This is a genomic window from Pseudomonas sp. IC_126 (genome assembly GCF_004331835.1).
In the GTDB taxonomy this organism is placed as follows: Bacteria; Pseudomonadota; Gammaproteobacteria; order Pseudomonadales; family Pseudomonadaceae; genus Stutzerimonas.
Map to the genome: position 1 here is coordinate 409204 of NZ_SJSS01000001.1, position 20297 is coordinate 429500.

Genomic DNA, 20297 nt, shown 5'->3' on the forward strand with positions numbered 1-20297 from the left:
CTATGCTGTTCTCAAATGTTCAATGGAGACCCGCCATGCGCAATATTCTTTTAGCTTTCGATGGTTCGGACAACGCTAAACGAGCGCTGCGATACATCGTCCACTTCGCCGCCGATGCGCCTAAACCGCTTCAGGTGCACGTCCTGAATGCGCAGCAGGAACCGGTTATCTATGGCGAGTTCGTCACCGTAAGTACGGTTGAAGATCTGAACAAGAGCTTTCTCGAAAAATCGCGCCGTACTCTGGAGGAAGCCGCTACGGAGTTACAGGCCGCCGGCATACCGCACCAGACCCATGCCGTTCTGGGCGATGTCGCAGCGCAGGTGAATACGGCGGTGCAGCAATTCGGCTGCGACACCGTGGTCATGGGCACACGCGGCCTGGGCAGTTTCACCGGCATGTTGCTGGGCTCGGTTGCTAACCGTGTGGTCCACGAGGTTTCGGTGCCGGTCCTGCTGGTCAAGTAACCGGAACGTGCGAGCTGCACCCGTTTCGTCGCGGCTTACGGCGAAACGGGAGCTGATCGCAAAATCACTGAATCAATCTGACTTGCCCTTGAGCAGGTCACCCAGGTTGGCGAAGGCCTTGAAAGTCTCCTTCGGGCCCAGATCGCTGCCTGGCCTGGCTTCGGCCTGGTACTGATTGTCCGTATAGCGTGAATGCTCGTTGTCGTGGCAATACAGGCAGAGCAGTTCCCAGTTGGAACCATCCTCGGGGTTGTTATCGTGGTTGTGGTCCTTGTGGTGGACCGTCAATTCGCTCAGCCGCTTGCCTGAGAACTCCCGCGCGCAACGTCCACAGACCCAGGGGTACATTTTTAGCGCCTTCTCGCGATAACCCTGTTCGCGCTGGGCGTATGGCGTATTCGGTTTGTTCGTGCTCATGACCTTCCCTCCATTGAATCCAGAGTCAGCCCGCCAAGCCGACATAGACGTTCTGCACATCGTCATGGGCATCGATGGCCGCGAGGAAGGCTTCGACCTCTTCGAGTTCCGCGTCCGACAGGCTGGTGACTGGGTTCTTGGGTCGATAGCCGAGCTGTGCCGACTGTACGGTGAAGCCCTGTTCGGGCAGCGCACGGCAGACCACATCCATGTCGCTAGGGTCACTGATGAATAGCGTGGCCCCGTCTTCGGCGGCTTCGAAATCCTGCGCGCCGGCTTCGATGGCGGCCAGTTCCGGATCGGCATCAGCTGTGTCCGGCGCCGCTTCGATCAGGCCGCAGTGGTCGAAATCCCAAGCGACCGAGCCGGACGAACCGAGTTGACCCTTGCGGAACAGTACGCGGATTTCAGCGACGGTGCGGTTGACGTTGTCGGTCAGGCACTCGACGATCACCGGCACCTGATGCGGGGCGAAACCTTCATAGGTGGTGCGCTCGTAGTTGATGCTTTCACCGAGCAGGCCGGCGCCTTTCTTGATTGCGCGCTCCAGGGTTTCTCGCGGCATCGAGGCTTTCTTGGCCTGTTCCACCACCAGGCGCAAGCGGGGATTCATATCCGGATCGGCGCCGCTGCGGGCTGCGATCATGATCTCCTTCGATAGCTTGCCGAAGGTGCGTCCCTTGGCGTTGGCTGCCGCTTCTTTATGCTTCGCTTTCCACTGTGCGCCCATGCTTGCTCTCGTGCGGGTTGATTCGTTCGCTAGCGATTCTAGCTCTTTGCACCCGAAGCTGGCACGGAGTGCATGGCATCGACCCACGCCGGAAAGAGCCATTTGCGGCAGGTTTGCCGCGCTGCGACTGTATTGCCGAATCCTTTGCTCGCTGTATGAGTGCACGATCGCTATGGAGGGCTTTAATGATTTTTTAACTTGGGAAGTGCGCTATGGCACCCAAAGACCTCCTGCTGGCCCTCGTGGTAATCGTTGTCTGGGGCATGAACTTCGTGGTGATCAAGGTCGGTCTGGACGATATTCCGCCGATGCTGCTGGGCGCGTTGCGTTTCCTGCTTGCCGCCTTCCCGGCGATTCTGTTCATCAAACGCCCGCAACTGCCGCTGCGCTGGCTGCTGGCCTATGGCGCGACTATCTCGCTTGGGCAGTTCGCTTTTTTGTTCTCGGCGATGAATGTCGGCATGCCGGCCGGGCTGGCCTCGTTGGTGCTGCAATCGCAGGCATTTTTCACGCTGTTCTTCGCCGCGCTGTTTCTTGGCGAGCGTCTGCGGGCGACCAATTTCATCGGCTTGTTGATCGCGGCGGGCGGGCTGCTGCTGATCGGCATGCAGGGCGATCGCAGCATGACCTTGGCCGGCTTCGTGCTGACCATCTGTGCGGCGTCGATGTGGGCGCTGGGCAATATCGTGACGCGCAAGGTGGGCAAAGTGAACCTGGTTGGACTGGTGGTGTGGGGCAGCCTGATTCCACCGATCCCATTCTTTGCGCTTTCATGGATGATGGAAGGCCCGCAAGTGATCGAAAGCGCGTTGCGCGGCATCGGCTGGAGTTCGGTTTTGGTGCTTCTCTATCTGGCGTTCGGTGCGACCATCCTCGGCTACAGCCTGTGGAGCCGGCTGTTGTCGCGCTACCCGGCCAACACCGTGGCGCCTTTCTCGCTGCTGGTACCGGTGGTGGGGCTGACCTCCGCAGCGCTGCTGCTCGATGAGCATCTTGGTGTGATGCAGGCGATCGGAGCGCTGCTGGTAATGCTGGGGCTGATGATCAACGTAGGCGGCGGCTGGCTACTGGGCCGGGTGCGCATGGCGCTGGGCGGTTCGGCTGTCTGAAGAAACCGGATTGCGACTTCCATGCCCGATCCGGTTCTGCAGATTTCACATCAGACCTTGAAGCGGCCAATCAGCGTCTGCAACTCGCTACCCAGTTGAGCCAGTTGCGCCGTGGATGCGGCCGTTTCCTGCGCCGCTTCGGCGGATTGGTCGGCCACGTCGCGCACGTTGAGCACACTGCGATTGATCTCCTCGGCCACTGAGCTTTGCTGCTCTGCAGCGGTGGCGATCTGCTGATTCATCGCCTGAATGATCGACACTGTCTCGGTGATCGCCTGCAGTTCCTCACCGACATCACGCGCCAGGCTGACCGTGTCCTTGGCGAGACTGCTACTGCTGTCCATCATCCCCGAGGCGGTACGCGCGCCTTTCTGCAGGTTGCTGATCAGCTCCTCGATCTGCGCGGTGGATTGCTGGGTGCGCTGTGCCAGGCCGCGGACTTCGTCGGCGACCACGGCGAAACCACGACCCGCCTCGCCTGCACGTGCCGCCTCGATTGCCGCGTTGAGTGCGAGCAGATTGGTTTGTTCGGCGATGCCGTTGATCACCGTCAGCACGGTGCTGATGCCATCTGTTTCCTGGTTCAGCTGGGTCATGGCTTCGGCGGAAAGCGTAACTTCCGCGGACAATCGATCGACCTGTGCCAGCGCCCGTTGCACCACGGCGTTGCCCTTGGTTGCCTGTTGGTCGGCGCGCCTGGCAGCGCCGGATGCTTCTTCGGCGTTGCGCGCCACTTCCTGTACCGTGGCGGTCATTTCATGCATGGCGGTGGCGACCTGATCGGTTTCCTGACGTTGGCTGTTCACGCCTGCGCTGGCCTGGGCGGTGACCGCCGACAGTTCTTCCGAGGCGGCCGCCAGCTGCGTGGTGATACCGCCAATATGGCCGATGAGCGATTGCAGGTTGCTGCGGGTTTTGCCCAGCCCATCGAGCAGCTGACCGAATTCGTCGTGGCGTTTATCCACATCCTGTCCGGTCATGTCGCCGGCGCCGATACGCTCGGCCATTCGCACCGCCTGATTCAGCGGCTGGGTAATCTGCCGAACGATCAAGGCGCTGATCAGCACACCTAGGGCAATAGCCAGCAACGTGATGCCAATGACTTGCACCTTCTTGGTCTGGGCTTCCTCGGCGCGTTTGCTGGTCTGGCTGGCGATGATGCCCTGAGCCTGTTCATAGAGCCTGGCGAAGATCGCCTCCATGTCCTGGTGCGCCTGTTGTTGCAGAGCGACGATGGGCGGTAACTTCTTGACCAGCTCGACGTATTCGTTCGCGCTGGCCTTGAGTATCTTCAAGCGTTCGGCCTGAGGCCCGATCAGCTCGCTTTCCAGGGATGTGATGGCCGCGTTAAGGCTATCGAACTGCTGATTGAGCGCCTGCAGGGCGGCCTCGGACTCTTCCATCAGGTAGCCACGCACCGTGTAGCGCAGCAGCCGGTTCTGCTTGGACAGTTCGCTGGTGAGCAGGGCGATGTTGGCGGTATCGCTGGCTGGATGCAGTACCGGGTTGCCCTGGACGCCGTTCCAGCGTCGCTCCAGGTCGCCGATCAGTTTGTCAGTGTTGTTTCCAGTCTCGACCCAGTTGGCGCGGGTTTGCGTTTTCTGCGCGTGGAGGGCTACCAGTCTTTCGAACGCATCCTGGTAACGGTGGGCTTCATTGGCGATGGTTTCCAGATATTCGAGGTCTTGTGGCTCGGAGAAGCTGGCCCTTTCTTGTTCGATGATCTGAACGATGGTTGCCACCGAATCCTTGACGCGAGCGACGTGGCTGGGATCGCTGCGCCCCTCGAAGCGCACCTGCGCGTAGCGAATTTCGTTGGCTTCGTTGAGCAGGCTCTCAGCCGTCTGTGCCTTGTCGCTGCGGGAGATCAGCGCGTCCATGCTGAACACGCCGATAACGGCGACGCAGACGGTCAACAGCAGTACGGCTGCGAAACCCAGAGCCAGCTTGTAGCTGACCTTCAGATTTTTCATTGTTGTTTCCTCAAGGCCGGATGCCACTGAAGTTAGTCGTAATATGACATCGGCAGAATCAGCCTTTACTTGAATATGTCGTCTGATGACTGCAAAGGTTTTTTCTGCTCACAACGTATTGCCTGCCGTTGAGGCGAGGCGATTGAGGTCTGGTTGAAGCGTTGGTGCCGGGCTGGCTGTGCTTCAGCCTTCGTTCAGGCGAGCCAGTTCACGGCGAACCATCGCCGCGTATTCCGGTGGGGTGAGTTGGTAGAGTTCCGAGGCGACCCAGGGCAGCCAGCGAGCTCCCAGTTCGGGTCGCTTGTCGAGCAGCCGCCGTGCTTCGGCGGTCGCCCGCTCGGCATGTTGGCGATGAAAATCCGCTCTGCTCATGATGCTTCGCTCCTGGCTGAGCGGGCGATTCTAGTCGAGCAGGGCTCGGCGGGGCAGCGGTCTTGGTAAAGCCGTCATGCCGCGCTAGGCTCGGCTTTCTTATTTATCGAGTGCGATCCATGCCAGTGCCCCTGAACTTCAAGGACAAGATCACCCGTCAACGGCCCTACGGCCAGTTGGAGCCGGGGATGCGCGCCTCGGAAGGCAATCTGCAGGCGGTCATCGATCATCTGGAAAGCGACCGCGGCCGAATCATAAATTCGGCGGCGGTGCGCCGCCTACAGCAGAAAACGCAGGTGTTCCCGCTGGAGCGCAATGCGGCGGTGCGTAGCCGGCTGACGCATTCGCTGGAGGTCCAACAGACCGGTCGTTTTATCGTCCGTACGCTATATAAGCAGCTTGGCAACAAGGCCAGCCTGTATGGCCTCGATGATCTGGAAGGGGCACTGGAAAGCTTGGTGGAAATGGCCTGCCTGATGCACGACATCGGTAATCCGCCCTTCGGACACTTCGGCGAGTTCGCCATCAGTGAGTGGTTTGCACGCCATCTCGAGACGCTTTTCGACTCGGCCGTACCGATGGAGCAGGGCGGTATCGAGCTGCGCGCACGCATGCTGCTCGATCTCAAACAGTTCGAAGGCAACGCTCAGGCGATTCGTTTGGTGGTGAGCCTGTTGCGGCTCAATCTGACCTATACCCAGACGGCCGGCCTGCTCAAGTACGTGCGGGCTGCCTACGCGCCCAAGCCTGACAAGGGCACGCCTGGCGCCTATCTGCACAAGAAGCCGGGCTTCTATCTATCCGAAGAGCCGTTCGTGGATGATTTGCGCACCGCGCTGGGTCTGCAATCCGGCACGCGCCATCCCGTCGCCTACATCATGGAAGCAGCGGACGACATCGCCTATTGCCTGGCCGATATCGAGGACTCGGTGGAGAAGGGCATCTTCACCATCGAACAGCTGGCAAATCTGCTGGTGGTCAAGTTCGCCGAGCACGGGTCGCCGGACGAGCCGATCTCGCCAGCTGGGCGCAGCTTCCGCAGCATGGTCGCCTATGCCGAGTCGAGGGCGCGGAGGGAACCGATCAACAAGGTTGGCGAGTTCTTCATCTGGTTGCGGGTGAACATGGTCCATCCGCTGGTGCAGCACGCGGCTCAGCAGTTCGTTGACAACATCGAATCCGTCTACCACGGCACGCTGGATCGAGCGCTGCTGGAAGATTCCAGTCTGGCCAACGCCATTGTGCAGACCTTCAAGGACGTTGCGATGGACCGCGTGTTCTGCCATCGGGAAGTGGAAACCCTGCAATTGCAGGGCTATCGGATCCTGCAAGGCTTGCTCGAGGCCTACGCACCACTGCTGCGCGTCGCCCCGGAAACCTTCCAGGCCTTGACCGAGGGTGGCTGCCGCAGCGAACCACATCTGCAGATGCTGGCGCGGCGATTGCCAAGCCAACTGATCAAGGCCTACCACGAGGCCATGAAAGCCCACCCCATGGAATCGCCTGACCAGCCGTTGTGGGAGTTCTACTACCGCTGCCGAATGCTGCAGGATTTCGTCAGTGGTATGACCGATCAGCTGGCGCAGGATGAATTTCGAACGCTTTCCGCTCTGTAGATCCTACGGCTGCTCCGGCTGCGTCGTGATTGTTCGAGCCGGGATGTTCGTGCCGGCTCAGCCCTCCGCAGACTGCGCGCAGTCATAGGCGCGGATGAACAGCGCGACGCAGTCCTGCACATGTTTGTCGGCCTCTTCCGAATCGGGCGCATCCGTGTAGCCGATCAGCAAGCGGAAGTGCGCAACGCCTTTTATCAACGAGCAGAAGTGTTCGGCGGCGCGCATAGGCTCGCTTACCTGCAGCAGTCCGCGCTGGTTGGCCTGAATCAGCAGATGCTCCAGATCCACCAGCAAGCGCTGCGGTCCCGCATCGAAAAACATGCGTGACAGCGCGGAATTCTGCGTGGCCAAGGCGACCATGACACGGTGCAGTCCGATGGATTCCGGGCTGTTGACCAGCGCATGGAATGCGCGGCCCAGATCCAGCAGCACCTGCCGGATCGAACAACCGTCTTCGAGTACGAACAGCGTGCGCGGCAGGCGCGTCTCACAGGTGGTCTTTATCGCCTCGCCAAACAACGCCTCCTTATCCTTGAAGTGGCTATACAGCGTGAGCTTCGAGACGCCCGCCTCGGCGGCGATGGCGTCCATGCTGCTGCCTTCATAGCCGTTGCTGAGAAACAACACCTGAGCGGCGGCGAGAATCGCTTCGCGCTTGGCTGGATCCTTCGGGCGGCCCGGACCAGAGGGCACGGATGGTTTTTCTGTCATAAGTGTTTTTAATACTAGACTGGTGAGTTCGGTATTTTTACTATGCCGGCCAGTATAGGTATTAAAGCCCGCCTTGCGACAGAGAGAGAACCAAACGTGTTCCGACATGCCTTGCCTTTCCTTGGTGTCATTGGTCTCGCCTTGTTATCCGGCTGCGGCAACGGCGAGCCCGAGCAGCTCTCGGCAAGGCCGGTCATGGTGGTTCAACCGCAACCGGCCAGCGAGGCGGTCGAGAGCTATCCGGGCGAGGTGCATGCGCGTTACGAGCCTGAACTGTCGTTCCGAATCGGCGGAAAGGTGACCGAGCGTCTGGTCGAAGCCGGTGAACGAGTGCGCAAGGATCAGCCGTTGGCCAAGCTCGATCCGCGCGACGTGCAATTGCAGTTGGAAGGTCTGCGCGCCCAGGTAGCCGCCGCCGAGGCCAACCTTCGCGTCGCGCGCGCCGAGCACGAGCGCTACAAGACGCTCATGGATCGCCAACTGGTCAGCCGCTCGCAGTTCGATTCTTCCGAAAACGCCTTTCGCTCGGCCCAGGCGCGTCTGCAGCAGGCGCGCGCTGAGTTCGACGTGGCGCGCAACCAGGTCGACTACGCCGTTCTGCGGGCGACCCGCGAGGGGGTAATCGCTCAACGTCGGGTCGAGGTCGGCCAGGTGGTCGCGGCAGGACAGACCGCGTTCGTGTTGGCCGCTGATGGCGAGCGTGAGGTGGCGATCCATTTGCCGGAGCAGGCGCTGGATCGTTATGCGGTGGGGCAGAAGGTCTCGGTGGAAATCTGGTCGCATCCCGGCAAGCAGTACCCCGGACACATTCGTGAGTTATCGCCGGCGGCTGATCAGCAATCGCGTACCTACTCGGCGCGCGTCGCGTTCGCCGATGCCGAGGTGCCGGCCGAGCTGGGTCAGAGCGCCCTGGTGTCGATCCGCAACAACGGCGAGGTGCCGCTGGCCGTGCCGCTTTCGGCTGTCACGGCCGAGCAGGGCAAGGCCTATGTCTGGCGAGTGACGGAGGGCGCCACCTTGGAGCGAGTCGCCGTGCGCACCGGTGCCTTCGGCGAAACCCTGGTACCCATATTGGATGGCTTGCAGGCTGACGACTGGGTCGTGCTGGCCGGCGTTCAGATGCTGCACGAAGACCAGGAGGTAAGGGCAGTGGACCGCGACAACCGACCGGTCGTGCTGGCGGCGCAGGAGTAATCGCGATGCGCTTCAATCTCTCCGCCTGGGCGCTGGGTAACCGGCAGATCGTGATCTATCTGATGCTGCTGGTGGCCGTCGTCGGGGTACTTTCCTACAGCAAACTCGGCCAGAGCGAAGATCCGCCTTTCACCTTCAAGGCGATGGTGATCCAGACTCAATGGCCCGGCGCCACGGCCGAGGAAGTCTCCCGTCAGGTCACCGAGCGCATCGAGAAGAAGCTGATGGAGACCGGCGATTACGAACGCATCGTTTCCTTCTCGCGACCGGGCGAATCCAACGTGACCTTCATGGCGCGCGATTCGATGGGCTCCGGGGAGATTCCCGAACTCTGGTACCAGATTCGCAAGAAGATCGGCGATATCCGCCATACCTTCCCGGCCGGCGTGCAGGGCCCTTTCTTCAATGACGAGTTCGGCACCACCTTCGGCAACATCTATGCGCTGACCGGCAAGGGCTTCGACTATGCGGTGCTCAAGGATTATGCCGACCGCATCCAGCTGCAGCTGCAGCGCGTGACGAATGTCGGCAAGGTCGAGCTGATCGGCCTGCAGGACGAAAAGATCTGGATCGAGCTTTCCAACGTCAAGCTGGCCAACCTGGGAGTACCGCTGGAAGCCGTGCAGCAGGCGCTCGAAGCGCAGAATACGGTGTTGTCGGCGGGCTTCGTCGAGACCTCGAGCGACCGCGTCCAACTACGTGTGACGGGCAGCTTCGAGACGGTCAAGGAAATTCGCGACTTCCCCATCCGCGTGGCTGGCAGCACCTTCCGTATCGGCGATGTGGCTGACGTCTATCGTGGCTTCAACGATCCGCCGGCGCCCCGTATGCGCTTCATGGGCGAGCCGGCGATCGGTCTGGCGGTGTCGATGAAGGACGGTGGCGACATCCTCATGCTGGGCGAGGCATTGCAGGGCGAATTCGCGCGATTGCAGCAGGAATTGCCGGCCGGCATGGAGCTGCGCAAGGTGTCCGACCAACCGGCGGCGGTGAAGACTGGTGTCGGCGAGTTCGTTCAGGTGCTCATCGAGGCGCTGGTGATCGTGCTGCTGGTGAGCTTCTTCTCGCTCGGCGTGCGCACCGGTCTGGTGGTGGCGCTATCGATCCCGCTGGTCTTGGCGATGACCTTCGCGACCATGAATTACCTCGACATCGGTCTGCACAAGATATCGCTCGGCGCGCTGGTGTTGGCGCTCGGGCTGATGGTGGACGACGCGATCATTGCGGTAGAGATGATGGCAATCAAAATGGAGCAGGGCTTCGACCGGCTCAAGGCGGCGAGCTACGCCTGGACCAGCACGGCTTTTCCGATGCTGACCGGCACCCTGATCACCGCGGCGGGTTTCTTGCCGATTGCCACGGCGCAGTCGAGTACCGGTGAATACACCCGTTCAATCTTTCAAGTGGTGACTATCGCACTGGTTGCCTCGTGGATCGCCGCGGTGGTATTCGTCCCTCTATTGGGTGCGAAACTGCTGCCGGATCTGGCCAAGCGTCACGCGCAAAAACACGGCGGTAGCGACGAAGGGCACGATCCCTATTCGACGCCGTTCTACCAGCGGGTCAGGCGCCTCATCCAGTTCTGCGTGCGTCGGCGCAAAATGGTGATCGTACTGACGCTGTTGCTCTTCGTCGGTGCGATCGGCCTGTTCCGCATCGTCCCGCAGCAGTTCTTTCCGGCGTCTGGGCGTCTGGAGCTTATGGTCGATCTCAAGCTGGCCGAAGGCGCTTCGCTCAAGGCCACCGAAGCCGAGGTGCACCGCCTCGAGGAAATGCTCGCGGAGCGCGCTGGCATCGACAACTACGTGGCCTATGTCGGCAACGGGTCACCGCGTTTCTATCTGCCGCTCGACCAGCAGCTGCCCGCTACGAGTTTCGCCCAGATCGTGGTGCTGGCCGAAAGCATTGAGGAACGCGAAGCCCTGCGCAGCTGGTTGATCGATCGCCTGCGCGAAGATTTCCCGACCCTGCGTGGGCGCGTCAGCCGGCTGGAAAATGGCCCGCCCGTGGGGTATCCGGTGCAGTTCCGAGTGACCGGCGAGCACATTGATGCGGTGCGCAAGTTGGCGCGTCAGGTCGCAGCCAAGGTGCGTGAGAACCCCCACGTGGCCAACGTACACCTGGATTGGCAAGAGCCGAGCAAGGTGGTTTGGCTGAATGTCGACCAGGATCGCGCCCGCGCCCTTGGGGTGAGCACGGTCGAGCTATCGAGTTTCCTCAAGCGCACCTTCACCGGTACCACCGCCGGCCAGTTTCGCGAGGACAACGAGCTGATCGAGATTCTGCTGCGCGGCACCGAACGTGAGCGCGAGATGTTGTCGATGCTGCCCAGCCTGGCGATTCCTACCGCCAGCGGCCTCAGCGTGCCTTTGTCACAGGTCGCCACGCTGGAATATGGCTTCGAGGAAGGCGTGATCTGGCACCGCAATCGCCTGCCGACCGTGACGGTGCGTGCCGATGTCTACGGAGAACAGCAGCCGGCTTCGCTGGTGCAGCAGATCGAACCGACATTGAGTGAGATTCGCGATGCGCTCCCCAGCGGCTATCTGCTGGAAGTTGGCGGCACGGTGGAAGATTCCAGCCGTGGGCAAGCGTCGGTGAATGCCGGTATGCCGCTGTTCATCATCGTCGTGGTCAGCCTGTTGATGATCCAGCTCAAGAGCTTCTCGCGCTCGGCCATGGTGTTCCTCACCGCGCCGCTAGGGCTGATCGGCGTTGCGCTGTTCCTGCTGTTGTTCGGTAAGCCGTTCGGCTTCGTCGCGATGCTCGGCACCATCGCGCTCTCGGGGATGATCATGCGCAACTCGGTGATTCTGGTGGACCAGATCGAACAGGACATCGGCGCCGGCCAAGATCGCTTCAATGCGATCATCGACGCCACCGTGCGCCGATTCCGGCCCATCGTATTGACTGCACTGGCCTCGGTGCTGGCGATGATTCCACTGTCACGCAGCGTGTTCTTTGGACCGATGGCCGTGGCGATCATGGGTGGCTTGATCGTCGCGACGGCACTGACGCTGTTGTTCCTGCCGGCGCTCTACGCCGCCTGGTTCCGCGTGAAGGAAGAGCGCCCGACGTAAGGGCGCGCATCTGCCTGCAGTTATTCAGATACCGGCGGCCTGCAGCAATTGATCGGCCGCCGCCTTGGCCAGTAGCGCTTGATCAGCCGGCCCTTCGATGTGCGCCATGCTCAGCGCACCCTCGATCAAAAATTGTAGTTGCCGCGCAAGTTGCTCCGGCTGCGGTGCGTCGAGCGCTTCGAGCAGCTCGCGCAGATGCGTCTGAAACTGGGCCTTGTAAGTCGCCGAGCGCTGATGAATCGGATGATCGCGGTCGTGATATTCAGCCGCGGCGTTGATGAACAAGCAGCCACAGAACGCGTTCGGGCTGTGAATCATATTGTTCAACCCATCGAAAACGCCGAGCAGCGCCTTGCGCGGCGGCAGCTTGTCGCGCGCTTCGCGCAGACGCTCGAGCATCGGCTGCTGGCGTGCGTCGAGCACCGCCAGGATCAGTTCTTCCTTCGACTTGAAGTGCTTGTACAGCGTCATCTTGGCCACGCCGGACTCATTGAGAATCCGGTCGATGCCCGTGGCGTGGTAGCCCTCTGTGTAAAACAGCCGCTCGGCGGTGCTGAGCAGTAGGTCGCGCTTGTTCGATGCCATGTCGGTCTCCTCGGGCGGCCATTATGCGGCAGCGGTTCTTTTCGCTCCAATCGTCATCCTTGAGAACATTTTGCACTTGCAGTGTACAGACAGGTCTGTCTATTATCCAGTCGTGCCTTACCCAACCACATCTGCGAAGGAGCGACACGATGAAGCTGTACGATCTGACCCTGTCCGGTAACTGCTACAAAGCGCGCCTGTTTCTCAGCCTGATCGGCCAGCCGGTTGAGCTGGTGCCGGTGAATCTGCTGCAAGGCGAGCACAAGCAACCGTCGTTTCTCGCTATCAATCCGCGCGGGCAGGTGCCGGTTCTGGAGGATGGCGATACCCGCGTGGTCGACTCCCAGGCCATCCTCGTCTACCTGGCACGGCGCTACGCCGACGAAGTCTGGTATCCGCAAGATGCGCTCACTCAGGCGCGCGTCGTTGGCTGGCTGAGTTTCGCCGCCAACGAGATGCATCACGGCCCGGCGACGGCTCGGGTAGGGCGCTTGTTCCGCCGGCCGATCGACGAACCCTTGACCGCCAGCCGTGCGCTCGCCGCTTTGCAGCTAGTCGAGCAGCAGCTCACCGAACATGCCTGGCTGGCCGAAACCGCTGCGCCAAACATCGCCGATCTCGCGGTATACCCCTACGCGGCGCTGGCTGGTGAGGGCGGTATCGATCTCGGTCCGTACCCGGCAATCCGTGCCTGGTGCTCGCGCATCCGCGAGCTGCCGGACTACATCAGCATGCCCGGCCTGGAATAGGGGATATCGCCATGAGCAGCCCCTTCCACGTCGGCGAGCAATCCGTTCAGACCCGTGCCGGCGTTCGCGAAAAAGCCGAGCAGATAGGCAGTCGCGTGATCCGATCGTTTATGCCTGAGCAGCATCGGGAATTTTTCGCGCAATTACCGGCTTTGCTGGTAGCGGCGGTGGACAGCGAAGGGCAGCCTCATGCATCGATACTCTGCGGCGCGGCTGGGTTCGCCTGGTCCCCCCATCCAGCCTTGCTGTGCGTTGGCGCCCGGCCACAGATCGACGATCCGATCGCATCATTGCTGCAGCCGCGCGCCGCGGTCGGTCTGCTCGGGCTCGAATGGCCGACCCGCAGACGCAACAGGATGAATGGGCGCATAGTCGAGAGTGACGAGCGCGGCTTCAGCGTCGCGGTCGCGCAGTCGTTCGGCAATTGCCCGAAGTACATCCAGGCACGCGATTGGCAGGCAACCCCGCGCCTGCCGGGGTTAATGCTTGAGGGTGACGGCCTGGACGAACAATGGCTGGGGCTGGTACAGGCGGCGGACACGTTGTTCATCGCCAGCCAGAGTTCGGACCCACAGGGTGGCGGGGTGGATATTTCGCATCGTGGCGGACCGGCCGGTTTTATCGAGGTCGGCCGGGACGGTCGGCTCTGGATACCGGACTACAGCGGCAACCGGCTATTCAACACGCTCGGCAATCTGCTGCGCGACCCGCGCTGTGGGCTGCTGTTGATCGATTTCAGCAGCGGCGATCTGCTGCACCTGCAGGCGCGTGCCGAGCTGATCTGGCCTGAGCAGTACGAGGCGTTGAATGTCACACCGCCGGCCGGCGCGGAGCGAATGCTCGCACTGACGCCGGGACGCTGGACGCTGCGCCGCTCGCGCCTGCCGTTGGCGTTCGCTTCGCCCCAGTTTTCGCCATTCCTTCCCGAGGCAGGAGTGTGAGCCATGCGCAGCCTGAGGATAGTTGGCTTGTCATTGATGTTATTGGCCGGAACCGTGAGCGCAGCGGAACTGCGCTTCAGCTTGGTTCGCACCGCGCAGACCACGTCCAGCGGTGAATTCTCCTGGCGCGACGGTGGCTGGGTACAGCCGCCAACCGTCAATCAAATTGCCGTCCTGATCGAGCATCAGGGCAGTCGGCTGCTATTCGGCACGGGCCTCGGCCGGCAGATCGATGCGCAGCTGGACAGCGTGATTCCTTGGCGTGAAAGGCGCTACCGGGCCGTACAGCCTGCGCGTGATCAGCTTGATCGCGATGGCATAAGCGTCGACCGGGTTGTGCTGGGTTGCGCCCGTTGGGAGTACGCGTCCGGGCTGGCCGACTTTGCCGATCTGCCGGTGCTGGCCAATCCGGAAAGCATTCATTACGCCCGCACCGCAACGCCGCCTGCAGTCATCCCGGCGCAGTTCGCTCATGGGGTCGATTGGCAGCCGCTGCGCTTCGAACGGCGTTCTTTTTATGGATTCGAGGATAGCCTCGACCTGTTTGGCGACGGGCGGCTGATTGTGGTGAAACTGCCCGGGCATGGCGCGCTAGGGCTGTTTCTCACCCTGGATGATGGGCAGCGCTACTTCTTTCATGGCGATGCCGTCGGCAGTGAAAGCAATCAAAAGCCGTTGCCTGCCGAGGTTTTGCAGGTGCGGGATGCTCAGCTGCAAGCGCGGCTCGGTTTTTATCCAACGTGGATCGAATAAGGGGCTCTGCCAAGGCCGTTCTTGAGCGGCTCCGTTCGTCTGCTTGAACACGTGAACGAAACGCCAACAGCTAAGCTTAAGCCTGTGATTTTCCTAGGAAGCCAGGCCGGAACATATGGGCGCAGTATGGCGGAGCGATACCTCCCGGGCGGCTGGTGGCAAGCGCGCATCGAAGGCCAGCAAAACCGGTAGACCAACCACGCACGGCAGCCGTCTGGCGCGCCGCATGACGCTGTTGCTGGGCATCTCGCTGCTGGCAGGCGGTGGCTATGCGGCCTGGCATGAGATGCATACCTCAAAGCTGCAGGCGCTATGGCTGAGCCGTTATGCCGAGAACCTCGACTATCGGGTCGAGCCCGGCGCGAGCACCAATATCCGCTTCCCCGAGGCTGGGCCTTTCGATCGGCGTCTGGGCTATGCGGCGCTGCCAAAGTTTCTCGAGCGGCTGACCGAGCGCGGTTTCGATATCCAACAGCAGGTGCGTTTTTCGCCGGCCTTGCAACGCTACGCCAGCCACGGCTTCTTCCTGCCCTATCCGGAAAAGTCGCAGGCGGGGCTGACGATAGGCGATTGCCGTGGCGAGCCCTTATACGCCAACAGCTACCCGCATCAGTACTACGAAACCTTCGAAGACGTGCCGCCCATCATCGCGATGAGCCTGCTGTTCATTGAGGATCGTGGGCTGCTCAATGCCGAGCGACCCCGCGCGAACCCGGCTGTGGACTGGCCGCGTTTCACCATGGCGGCTGTGAGCCAGGTCGAAAAGAAGCTCGGCCTGCCGGTACAGGCGGCTGGCGGCAGTACGCTCGCGACCCAGGTAGAGAAATACCGCCACTCGCCTGAAGGCCGAACCGGAAGCGTCGAAGAAAAGATTCGGCAGATGATTTCGGCGAGCGTGCGCACCTACCGCGAAGGCCAGCAAACCTTGACCACGCGCAAGCGTATCGTGCGCGACTACCTCAACAGCGTGCCGCTGTCGGCGGCGTACGGTCACGGCGAAGTGCATGGCATTGCCGATGGACTGCGCCTCTGGTTCGGCGCGGATTTCGCCGAGGTCAACCGTGCGCTGGACTCGCGCCGCAACGCCGATGTCAGTTATGAGGCACGGGGCCTGGCGCTGCGCCAGGTGTTGTCGTTGCTGATCGCTCAGCGGCGCCCGTCGTATTACCTGTTCTCCGGACGTGAAGACATGGCGGAGCTCACCGACAGCCACATCCGTCTGCTGGCCAACGGTGGGGTGATCGGCACCCGGCTGCGCAACGCGGCGCTGCAGCAGAAGGTGATGTTCCGTGATCTACGCCGCGAGCCGGGCATCCGCGAGGTGCCGACCAGCAAGGGCATTACCGCCGCGCGCATGCGTTTGAGCAGTCTGCTCGGCGTGTCGCTGTATGAACTGGATCGTCTCGATCTGGCCGCCACCACACCATTGCACGGCGAATTGCAGAAGCAAGTCAGCGACTATCTGCTGCGCCTGGCGGAGCCGGAGTTTGCTGGTGAAGTAGGGCTGTTCGGCGAACGCATGTTGTCGCCGGAGCGCACCGCGGACGTCCGCTACAGCTTCACGCTGTTCGAGCGCGGTGAGCAGGGCTTCCGCGTGCGTGTACAGACCGACAACACCAACCAGCCGTTCGATATCAATGAAGGCAGCAAACTGGAGCTTGGCTCCACGGCCAAGCTGCGCGTGCTGACTACCTATCTCGAAGTGATCGCCGAATTGCACGATCGCTACGCGCAAACCGAAATCAGCGAATTGCGCAAAGCCGAGGCGCTCGATCCGCTGACACGCTGGGCCGTGGGTTATCTGATCGAGCACGAGGACCGCAACCTACCGGCGATGCTCGATGCGGCGCTGGAACGCCGCTACTCGGCCAGTCCCGCCGAGCGTTTCTTCACCGGGGCCGGTATGCATCGATTCGGCAATTTTCGTCGTGAGGATGACGGACGTTTGCCCACCATGCGCGAGGCGCTGCGAGAGTCGATCAACCTGCCGTTCGTACGCTTGATGCGTGATCTGGTGAGGTACAGCACCTACCAGACCTCCAACGGCGCCGAGCTGTTGAAAAGTGACGACAACCCCGAGCGGCGTGAATATCTGCGACGCTTCGCCGACCGCGAGGGCTCGGTGTTCCTTCAGCGCTTCTGGAAAAAGTACCGTGGCAAGACTGCTGAGGAACGCATCGAAGTGCTGCTGGACGGCATGCGCCCGACGCCGCCCCGGCTCGCCGCGGTGCACCGCTACCTGATGCCGGAGGCCGATCGTGCTGCTTTCGACCGCTTCCTCAAGCAAGCCCTGCCGGGCGTCGAACTCAACGACGACAAGCTCGATTCGCTCTACACCCGTTACGGACCGGGCGCCTATAGCCTGCCGGATCAGGGCTACATCGCCAGGGTGCATCCGCTGGACCTGTGGTTGCTGGGCTATCTGATCAAGCACCCGGATGCAGGCATCTCCGAGGTGATCGCTGCCAGCACCGCCGAGCGCCAGGAGGTCTACGGCTGGCTGTTCCGCAGCCGGCACAAGAGCGCGCGCGACAGCCGCATTCGCATCATGCTGGAAGTGGAAGCCTTCACCGACATCCACCGTCGCTGGCAGCGTCTGGGTTATCCCTTCGATCATCTGGTGCCGTCGCTCGCCACCGCGCTGGGCAGTTCCGGCGATCGCCCGGCCGCGCTGGCGGAGCTGATGGGCATCATCGTCAACGACGGCGTGCGCCTGCCCAGCGTGCGTATCGACAGCCTGCATTTTGCCAGCGACACGCCGTATGAAACGCGCGTGGGCATCAGGCCGAATACGGGTGTCAGGGTGCTGCACAGTGAGGTGGCCGCGGCGTTACGCGAAGCGCTCGCCAATGTGGTTGAGGGTGGTACGGCGCGCCGGCTGCGCGGCAGCTTCCTGCAAAGTGACGGCGAACCGCTGCGTGTTGGCGGCAAGACCGGAACGGGCGACAACCGCATCCAGACCATTGGGGCAGGCGGGCGGCTGATCAGTTCTCTGGCATTGAACCGGACTGCCACCTTCGTTTTCTTTCTCGGCCCGAATCATTTCGGCACCTTGACCGCCTACGTTCCAGGGCGCGGCGCGGACAGTTTCCGCTTCACCTCGGCGCTGCCGGTGCAGGTGCTCAAAGGCATGGCGCCGATTCTCCAGCCCTATCTGCAGGTCGGCGCACAGACGCAATGTCAGCCACCGGCAGAGCCGATCAAGCCCACGCTGACCGCCAGCATGGTGTCGAGCTCCTGACCCGGCCACAGCCAGTCACTCAGGAAGATTGCCGAGCGCTTCCCGCTCGGCGAGACTCGTTCGATTAGCGCGCCCGATGGCGGGCGCCAAGCAGGGATGAGGGCGAGCATGAAACTGCCGATCTATCAGGTCGATGCATTTACCGATGTGTTGTTCAAGGGCAACTCCGCCGCGGTGGTGCCGCTGGAGCAATGGCTGAGCGATGCGCAGATGCAGTCGATCGCCATCGAGAACAACCTGTCGGAAACCGCCTTTCTGGTACGCGAGCCGGACGGTGCTTTTCATATTCGCTGGTTCTCGCCCATTACCGAGATCGACTTTTGCGGTCACGCAACGTTGGCTAGCGCCTTCGTGCTGCTCAGCCAGCGAATGGCGACGGCGCCGCTGACCTTCCGTGCGGCGGCGGTGGGCGACATCAGCGTCGCGCAGCTGGACGACGGCTTGCTGGAAATGAACTTCCCCAACCGCGAACCCGAGCGCGTGGATGACCCTCCGGCGGAGTTATCCAACGGCCTAGGCATCGTTCCGCAAGCCGTCCTGAAAAGCAGTCAGGCCTGGTTCGCCGTATACGAGGACGAGGAGCAGGTACGCGCTCTGACGCCGGACCTTGCTGCCCTCAAGACACTCGCCCCGCTGGATGTGGTGATCACCGCGCCGGGGCGTGAGCAGGACTTCGTCTCGCGTTATTTCTGGCCGGCCAATGGTGGTGATGAAGATCCGGTGACGGGCTCGATTTATGCCGGTCTTGCGCCTTACTGGAGCGGGCGCCTGGGCAAATCATCGCTGGTTGCGCTGCAGGCCTCGCGTCGTAGCGGGCTACTGTATTGCCGGGTGGAAGGGGAGCGCGTGTTCGTCGCCGGGCGAGCAGTGCAGTACCTGCAGGGAACGATCGAGATTTAGCGTCGTGCGTGGCTTACTGCCGAGGCTTCGATTTAGAACGATTTGATCATCCGTCCGAGCAATTCCATGGCCTTTTCGCTGCGCGCATCCCACGGGTGGCCATGGTTCAACCGCGCGCAGTTTCGGAATCGTTGAGTGGCCGAGAAGATCGGGCCGGGGGCGAGACTGATGCCTTGGGCGAGCGCGAGCTGCAGCAGTTGCAGGGAATCGACCTGCTCCGGGAATTCGAACCACAGAAAGTAGCCGCCGCCGGGGCGTGTGACCCGCGTGGTCGCCGGGAAATGTCGGGCGGCGGAGGCGAGCATTGCGCCTTGCTGCATTTCCAGCGCGTGGCGCAGCTTGCGCAAATGACGGTCGTAACCGCCGTGCTGCAGGTAGTTGGCGATGGCCGCCTGGGCCGGGACGGAAGGAGAAATCGTGGTCATGAGCTTGAGCCGGCCGATCTGCTCGGCGTACCGCCCGCCAGCGACCCAGCCGACTCGATAACCCGGCGCGAGGCTTTTGGAGAATGAGCCGCAGTGCATGACCAGGCCGTCGCGGTCATGGCTTTTGACGGGCTTGGGCGGTTCCTGGGTGAAATAGAGCTCGGCGTAGACGTCGTCTTCGATCAGTGGTATCTGATGCTGCCGCAGCAGCTCGTAAAGCTGCAGTTTCTTCGGTTCACCCATGCTCGCGCCCAGCGGATTTTGCAGGCTGCTCATGAACCAGCACGCCTTGATCGGAAGCTTGGCGAGGCTGTCAGCGAGTGTGTCCAGATCGATGCCCTCGCGCGGATGCACCGGGATTTCCACCGCCTTGAGCTTGAGCCGCTCCAGCACCTGCAGCGTGGCGTAGAAAGCAGGCGCTTCGATGGCAACCAGATCACCTGGCTCGGTCACGACCTGCAGGCACAGGTTCAGCGCCTCCATGGCGCCGGTGGTGATCACCAGTTCGTCCATCGGCAGCATCACGCCGCTGACCATGTAGCGCAGGGCGAGTTGCCGGCGCAGGTCCGGATTGCCGGCCGTCATCTCGGCGATCACCGCGCTGGCCGGCATGTCGCGTACGCACTGAGCCATGGACCGAGCCAGGCGTTGCAGCGGAAAGAGTTCCGGGCTGGGAAAGGCCGAGCCGAAGGGCACGGTGTTTGGATCGCGTAGCGAGGCGAGCACCGAGAACACCAGCTCGCTGACGCCAACGTCGGTGGTTTCGGCCAGCCGCGGGCCGATCTCGGGTTCGTGCAGCGGACGCTTGGCATGTTCGCGAACGAAGTAGCCCGAACGCGCCCGCGCCTGAATCAGGCCGCGATCTTCGAGCAGGTAGTAAGCCTGGAATACCGTCGACGGGCTGACCCCGTAGGTGCGGCTGGCGTGGCGCACCGACGGCACTCTTTCGCCCGGCCCCAGTACCCCGGTGCGGATCAGTTCGGCTATCTCGTCAGCGAATTTTTCGTAGCGCTTCATGCGTCTGGCTCAGCTGC

Annotated in this window: 17 protein-coding genes and 1 pseudogene; 10 read left to right on the plus strand and 8 right to left on the minus strand. The window is 62.0% G+C overall.

Annotated features, from left to right (window positions below; genetic code table 11):
* Positions 1–35: 35 nt before the first annotated feature.
* Complete coding sequence (locus tag E0D86_RS01870; protein WP_131648278.1) at positions 36–467, plus strand: universal stress protein; 432 nt, start codon at positions 36–38, stop codon at positions 465–467.
* 72 nt (positions 468–539) lie between these two features.
* On the opposite strand, the gene E0D86_RS01875 is transcribed toward E0D86_RS01870, so the two are convergent.
* Both E0D86_RS01875 and E0D86_RS01880 read right to left on the minus strand, forming a co-directional pair.
* Entirely contained in the window at positions 540–884 is a 345-nt protein-coding gene (locus tag E0D86_RS01875; protein WP_131648279.1) for a YajD family HNH nuclease, read from the minus strand.
* Between the two features lie 25 nt (positions 885–909).
* Positions 910–1614 (minus strand): YebC/PmpR family DNA-binding transcriptional regulator, encoded by a 705-nt coding sequence (locus tag E0D86_RS01880; protein WP_131648280.1) that lies wholly within the window; start codon positions 1612–1614, stop codon positions 910–912.
* Positions 1615–1826: 212 nt separating this feature from the next.
* On the opposite strand from E0D86_RS01880, the gene E0D86_RS01885 reads away from it, so the two are divergent.
* Positions 1827–2723 carry an EamA family transporter gene (locus E0D86_RS01885; RefSeq protein WP_131648281.1) on the plus strand — a complete coding sequence of 299 codons (897 nt, stop codon included), beginning with the start codon at positions 1827–1829 and terminating at the stop codon, positions 2721–2723.
* Between the two features lie 50 nt (positions 2724–2773).
* Here E0D86_RS01885 and E0D86_RS21810 read toward each other — a convergent pair whose 3' ends face one another.
* The 3 genes and pseudogenes from E0D86_RS21810 to E0D86_RS01895 form a co-directional block, all read right to left on the minus strand.
* Positions 2774–3487, minus strand: coding sequence for a methyl-accepting chemotaxis protein (locus tag E0D86_RS21810; protein ID WP_371924038.1), 714 nt, complete (start codon positions 3485–3487; stop codon positions 2774–2776).
* A 144-nt stretch (positions 3488–3631) separates the two neighbouring features.
* A pseudogene (locus tag E0D86_RS21815) lies at positions 3632–4696 on the minus strand (methyl-accepting chemotaxis protein); the annotation flags it as partial.
* 183 nt (positions 4697–4879) lie between these two features.
* Positions 4880–5068, minus strand: a complete 189-nt coding sequence (locus tag E0D86_RS01895) for a hypothetical protein (RefSeq protein ID WP_131648283.1) — start codon at positions 5066–5068, stop codon at positions 4880–4882.
* Between the two features lie 119 nt (positions 5069–5187).
* Between E0D86_RS01895 and dgt the strand changes: the two genes are divergently transcribed.
* Positions 5188–6684 carry a dGTPase gene (gene dgt, locus E0D86_RS01900; RefSeq protein ID WP_131648284.1) on the plus strand — a complete coding sequence of 499 codons (1497 nt, stop codon included), beginning with the start codon at positions 5188–5190 and terminating at the stop codon, positions 6682–6684.
* Between the two features lie 57 nt (positions 6685–6741).
* Here the strand turns inward: dgt and E0D86_RS01905 are convergent, their stop codons facing one another.
* Positions 6742–7395 carry a TetR/AcrR family transcriptional regulator gene (locus E0D86_RS01905; RefSeq protein WP_131648285.1) on the minus strand — a complete coding sequence of 218 codons (654 nt, stop codon included), beginning with the start codon at positions 7393–7395 and terminating at the stop codon, positions 6742–6744.
* Between the two features lie 96 nt (positions 7396–7491).
* Here E0D86_RS01905 and E0D86_RS01910 point away from each other — a divergent pair, with 96 nt between their 5' ends.
* Both E0D86_RS01910 and E0D86_RS01915 read left to right on the plus strand, forming a co-directional pair.
* On the plus strand, positions 7492–8589 hold the full coding sequence (locus E0D86_RS01910) for an efflux RND transporter periplasmic adaptor subunit (RefSeq protein ID WP_131648286.1): 1098 nt from the start codon (positions 7492–7494) through the stop codon (positions 8587–8589).
* Positions 8590–8594: 5 nt separating this feature from the next.
* Complete coding sequence (locus E0D86_RS01915; RefSeq protein ID WP_131648287.1) at positions 8595–11669, plus strand: efflux RND transporter permease subunit; 3075 nt, start codon at positions 8595–8597, stop codon at positions 11667–11669.
* A gap of 24 nt (positions 11670–11693) precedes the next feature.
* On the opposite strand, the gene E0D86_RS01920 is transcribed toward E0D86_RS01915, so the two are convergent.
* The gene (locus E0D86_RS01920; RefSeq protein WP_131648288.1) at positions 11694–12254 is read right to left on the minus strand and encodes a TetR/AcrR family transcriptional regulator; all 561 of its coding nucleotides are present in this window, start codon (positions 12252–12254) and stop codon (positions 11694–11696) included.
* A 149-nt stretch (positions 12255–12403) separates the two neighbouring features.
* Between E0D86_RS01920 and E0D86_RS01925 the strand changes: the two genes are divergently transcribed.
* The 5 genes from E0D86_RS01925 to E0D86_RS01945 all read left to right on the plus strand — a co-directional run bounded on the left by E0D86_RS01925 (position 12404) and on the right by E0D86_RS01945 (position 18838).
* Positions 12404–13003 (plus strand): glutathione S-transferase family protein, encoded by a 600-nt coding sequence (locus tag E0D86_RS01925; RefSeq protein WP_131648289.1) that lies wholly within the window; start codon positions 12404–12406, stop codon positions 13001–13003.
* A gap of 11 nt (positions 13004–13014) precedes the next feature.
* Positions 13015–13944 carry a pyridoxamine 5'-phosphate oxidase family protein gene (locus tag E0D86_RS01930; RefSeq protein WP_131648290.1) on the plus strand — a complete coding sequence of 310 codons (930 nt, stop codon included), beginning with the start codon at positions 13015–13017 and terminating at the stop codon, positions 13942–13944.
* 3 nt (positions 13945–13947) lie between these two features.
* The gene (locus tag E0D86_RS01935) at positions 13948–14697 is read left to right on the plus strand and encodes a Zn-dependent hydrolase (RefSeq protein WP_131648291.1); all 750 of its coding nucleotides are present in this window, start codon (positions 13948–13950) and stop codon (positions 14695–14697) included.
* Between the two features lie 226 nt (positions 14698–14923).
* Positions 14924–17938 (plus strand): transglycosylase domain-containing protein, encoded by a 3015-nt coding sequence (locus tag E0D86_RS01940; protein WP_256681112.1) that lies wholly within the window; start codon positions 14924–14926, stop codon positions 17936–17938.
* A 120-nt stretch (positions 17939–18058) separates the two neighbouring features.
* The gene (locus tag E0D86_RS01945) at positions 18059–18838 is read left to right on the plus strand and encodes a PhzF family phenazine biosynthesis protein (RefSeq protein WP_218568007.1); all 780 of its coding nucleotides are present in this window, start codon (positions 18059–18061) and stop codon (positions 18836–18838) included.
* A gap of 32 nt (positions 18839–18870) precedes the next feature.
* Here the strand turns inward: E0D86_RS01945 and mapR are convergent, their stop codons facing one another.
* Positions 18871–20280: a GntR family transcriptional regulator MpaR gene (gene mapR, locus E0D86_RS01950; protein ID WP_131648294.1), complete on the minus strand. Its 1410-nt coding sequence runs from the start codon at positions 20278–20280 to the stop codon at positions 18871–18873.
* Positions 20281–20297: the final 17 nt, after the last annotated feature.

Excerpts from the sequence above, each read along its gene's own strand:
- E0D86_RS01935 (WP_131648291.1), top strand. The coding sequence starts at position 13,948 with ATGCGCAGCCTGAGGATAGTTGGCTTGTCATTGATGTTATTGGCCGGA.
- E0D86_RS01875 (WP_131648279.1), bottom strand. The coding sequence starts at position 884 with ATGAGCACGAACAAACCGAATACGCCATACGCCCAGCGCGAACAGGGT.
- E0D86_RS01880 (WP_131648280.1), bottom strand. The coding sequence starts at position 1,614 with ATGGGCGCACAGTGGAAAGCGAAGCATAAAGAAGCGGCAGCCAACGCC.
- E0D86_RS01925 (WP_131648289.1), top strand. The coding sequence starts at position 12,404 with ATGAAGCTGTACGATCTGACCCTGTCCGGTAACTGCTACAAAGCGCGC.
- mapR (WP_131648294.1), bottom strand. The coding sequence starts at position 20,280 with ATGAAGCGCTACGAAAAATTCGCTGACGAGATAGCCGAACTGATCCGC.
- E0D86_RS01885 (WP_131648281.1), top strand. The coding sequence starts at position 1,827 with ATGGCACCCAAAGACCTCCTGCTGGCCCTCGTGGTAATCGTTGTCTGG.
- E0D86_RS01930 (WP_131648290.1), top strand. The coding sequence starts at position 13,015 with ATGAGCAGCCCCTTCCACGTCGGCGAGCAATCCGTTCAGACCCGTGCC.
- E0D86_RS01905 (WP_131648285.1), bottom strand. The coding sequence starts at position 7,395 with ATGACAGAAAAACCATCCGTGCCCTCTGGTCCGGGCCGCCCGAAGGAT.
- E0D86_RS01915 (WP_131648287.1), top strand. The coding sequence starts at position 8,595 with ATGCGCTTCAATCTCTCCGCCTGGGCGCTGGGTAACCGGCAGATCGTG.
- E0D86_RS01920 (WP_131648288.1), bottom strand. The coding sequence starts at position 12,254 with ATGGCATCGAACAAGCGCGACCTACTGCTCAGCACCGCCGAGCGGCTG.
- E0D86_RS01870 (WP_131648278.1), top strand. The coding sequence starts at position 36 with ATGCGCAATATTCTTTTAGCTTTCGATGGTTCGGACAACGCTAAACGA.
- E0D86_RS21810 (WP_371924038.1), bottom strand. The coding sequence starts at position 3,487 with ATGCATGAAATGACCGCCACGGTACAGGAAGTGGCGCGCAACGCCGAA.
- E0D86_RS01940 (WP_256681112.1), top strand. The coding sequence starts at position 14,924 with ATGACGCTGTTGCTGGGCATCTCGCTGCTGGCAGGCGGTGGCTATGCG.
- E0D86_RS01895 (WP_131648283.1), bottom strand. The coding sequence starts at position 5,068 with ATGAGCAGAGCGGATTTTCATCGCCAACATGCCGAGCGGGCGACCGCC.
- dgt (WP_131648284.1), top strand. The coding sequence starts at position 5,188 with ATGCCAGTGCCCCTGAACTTCAAGGACAAGATCACCCGTCAACGGCCC.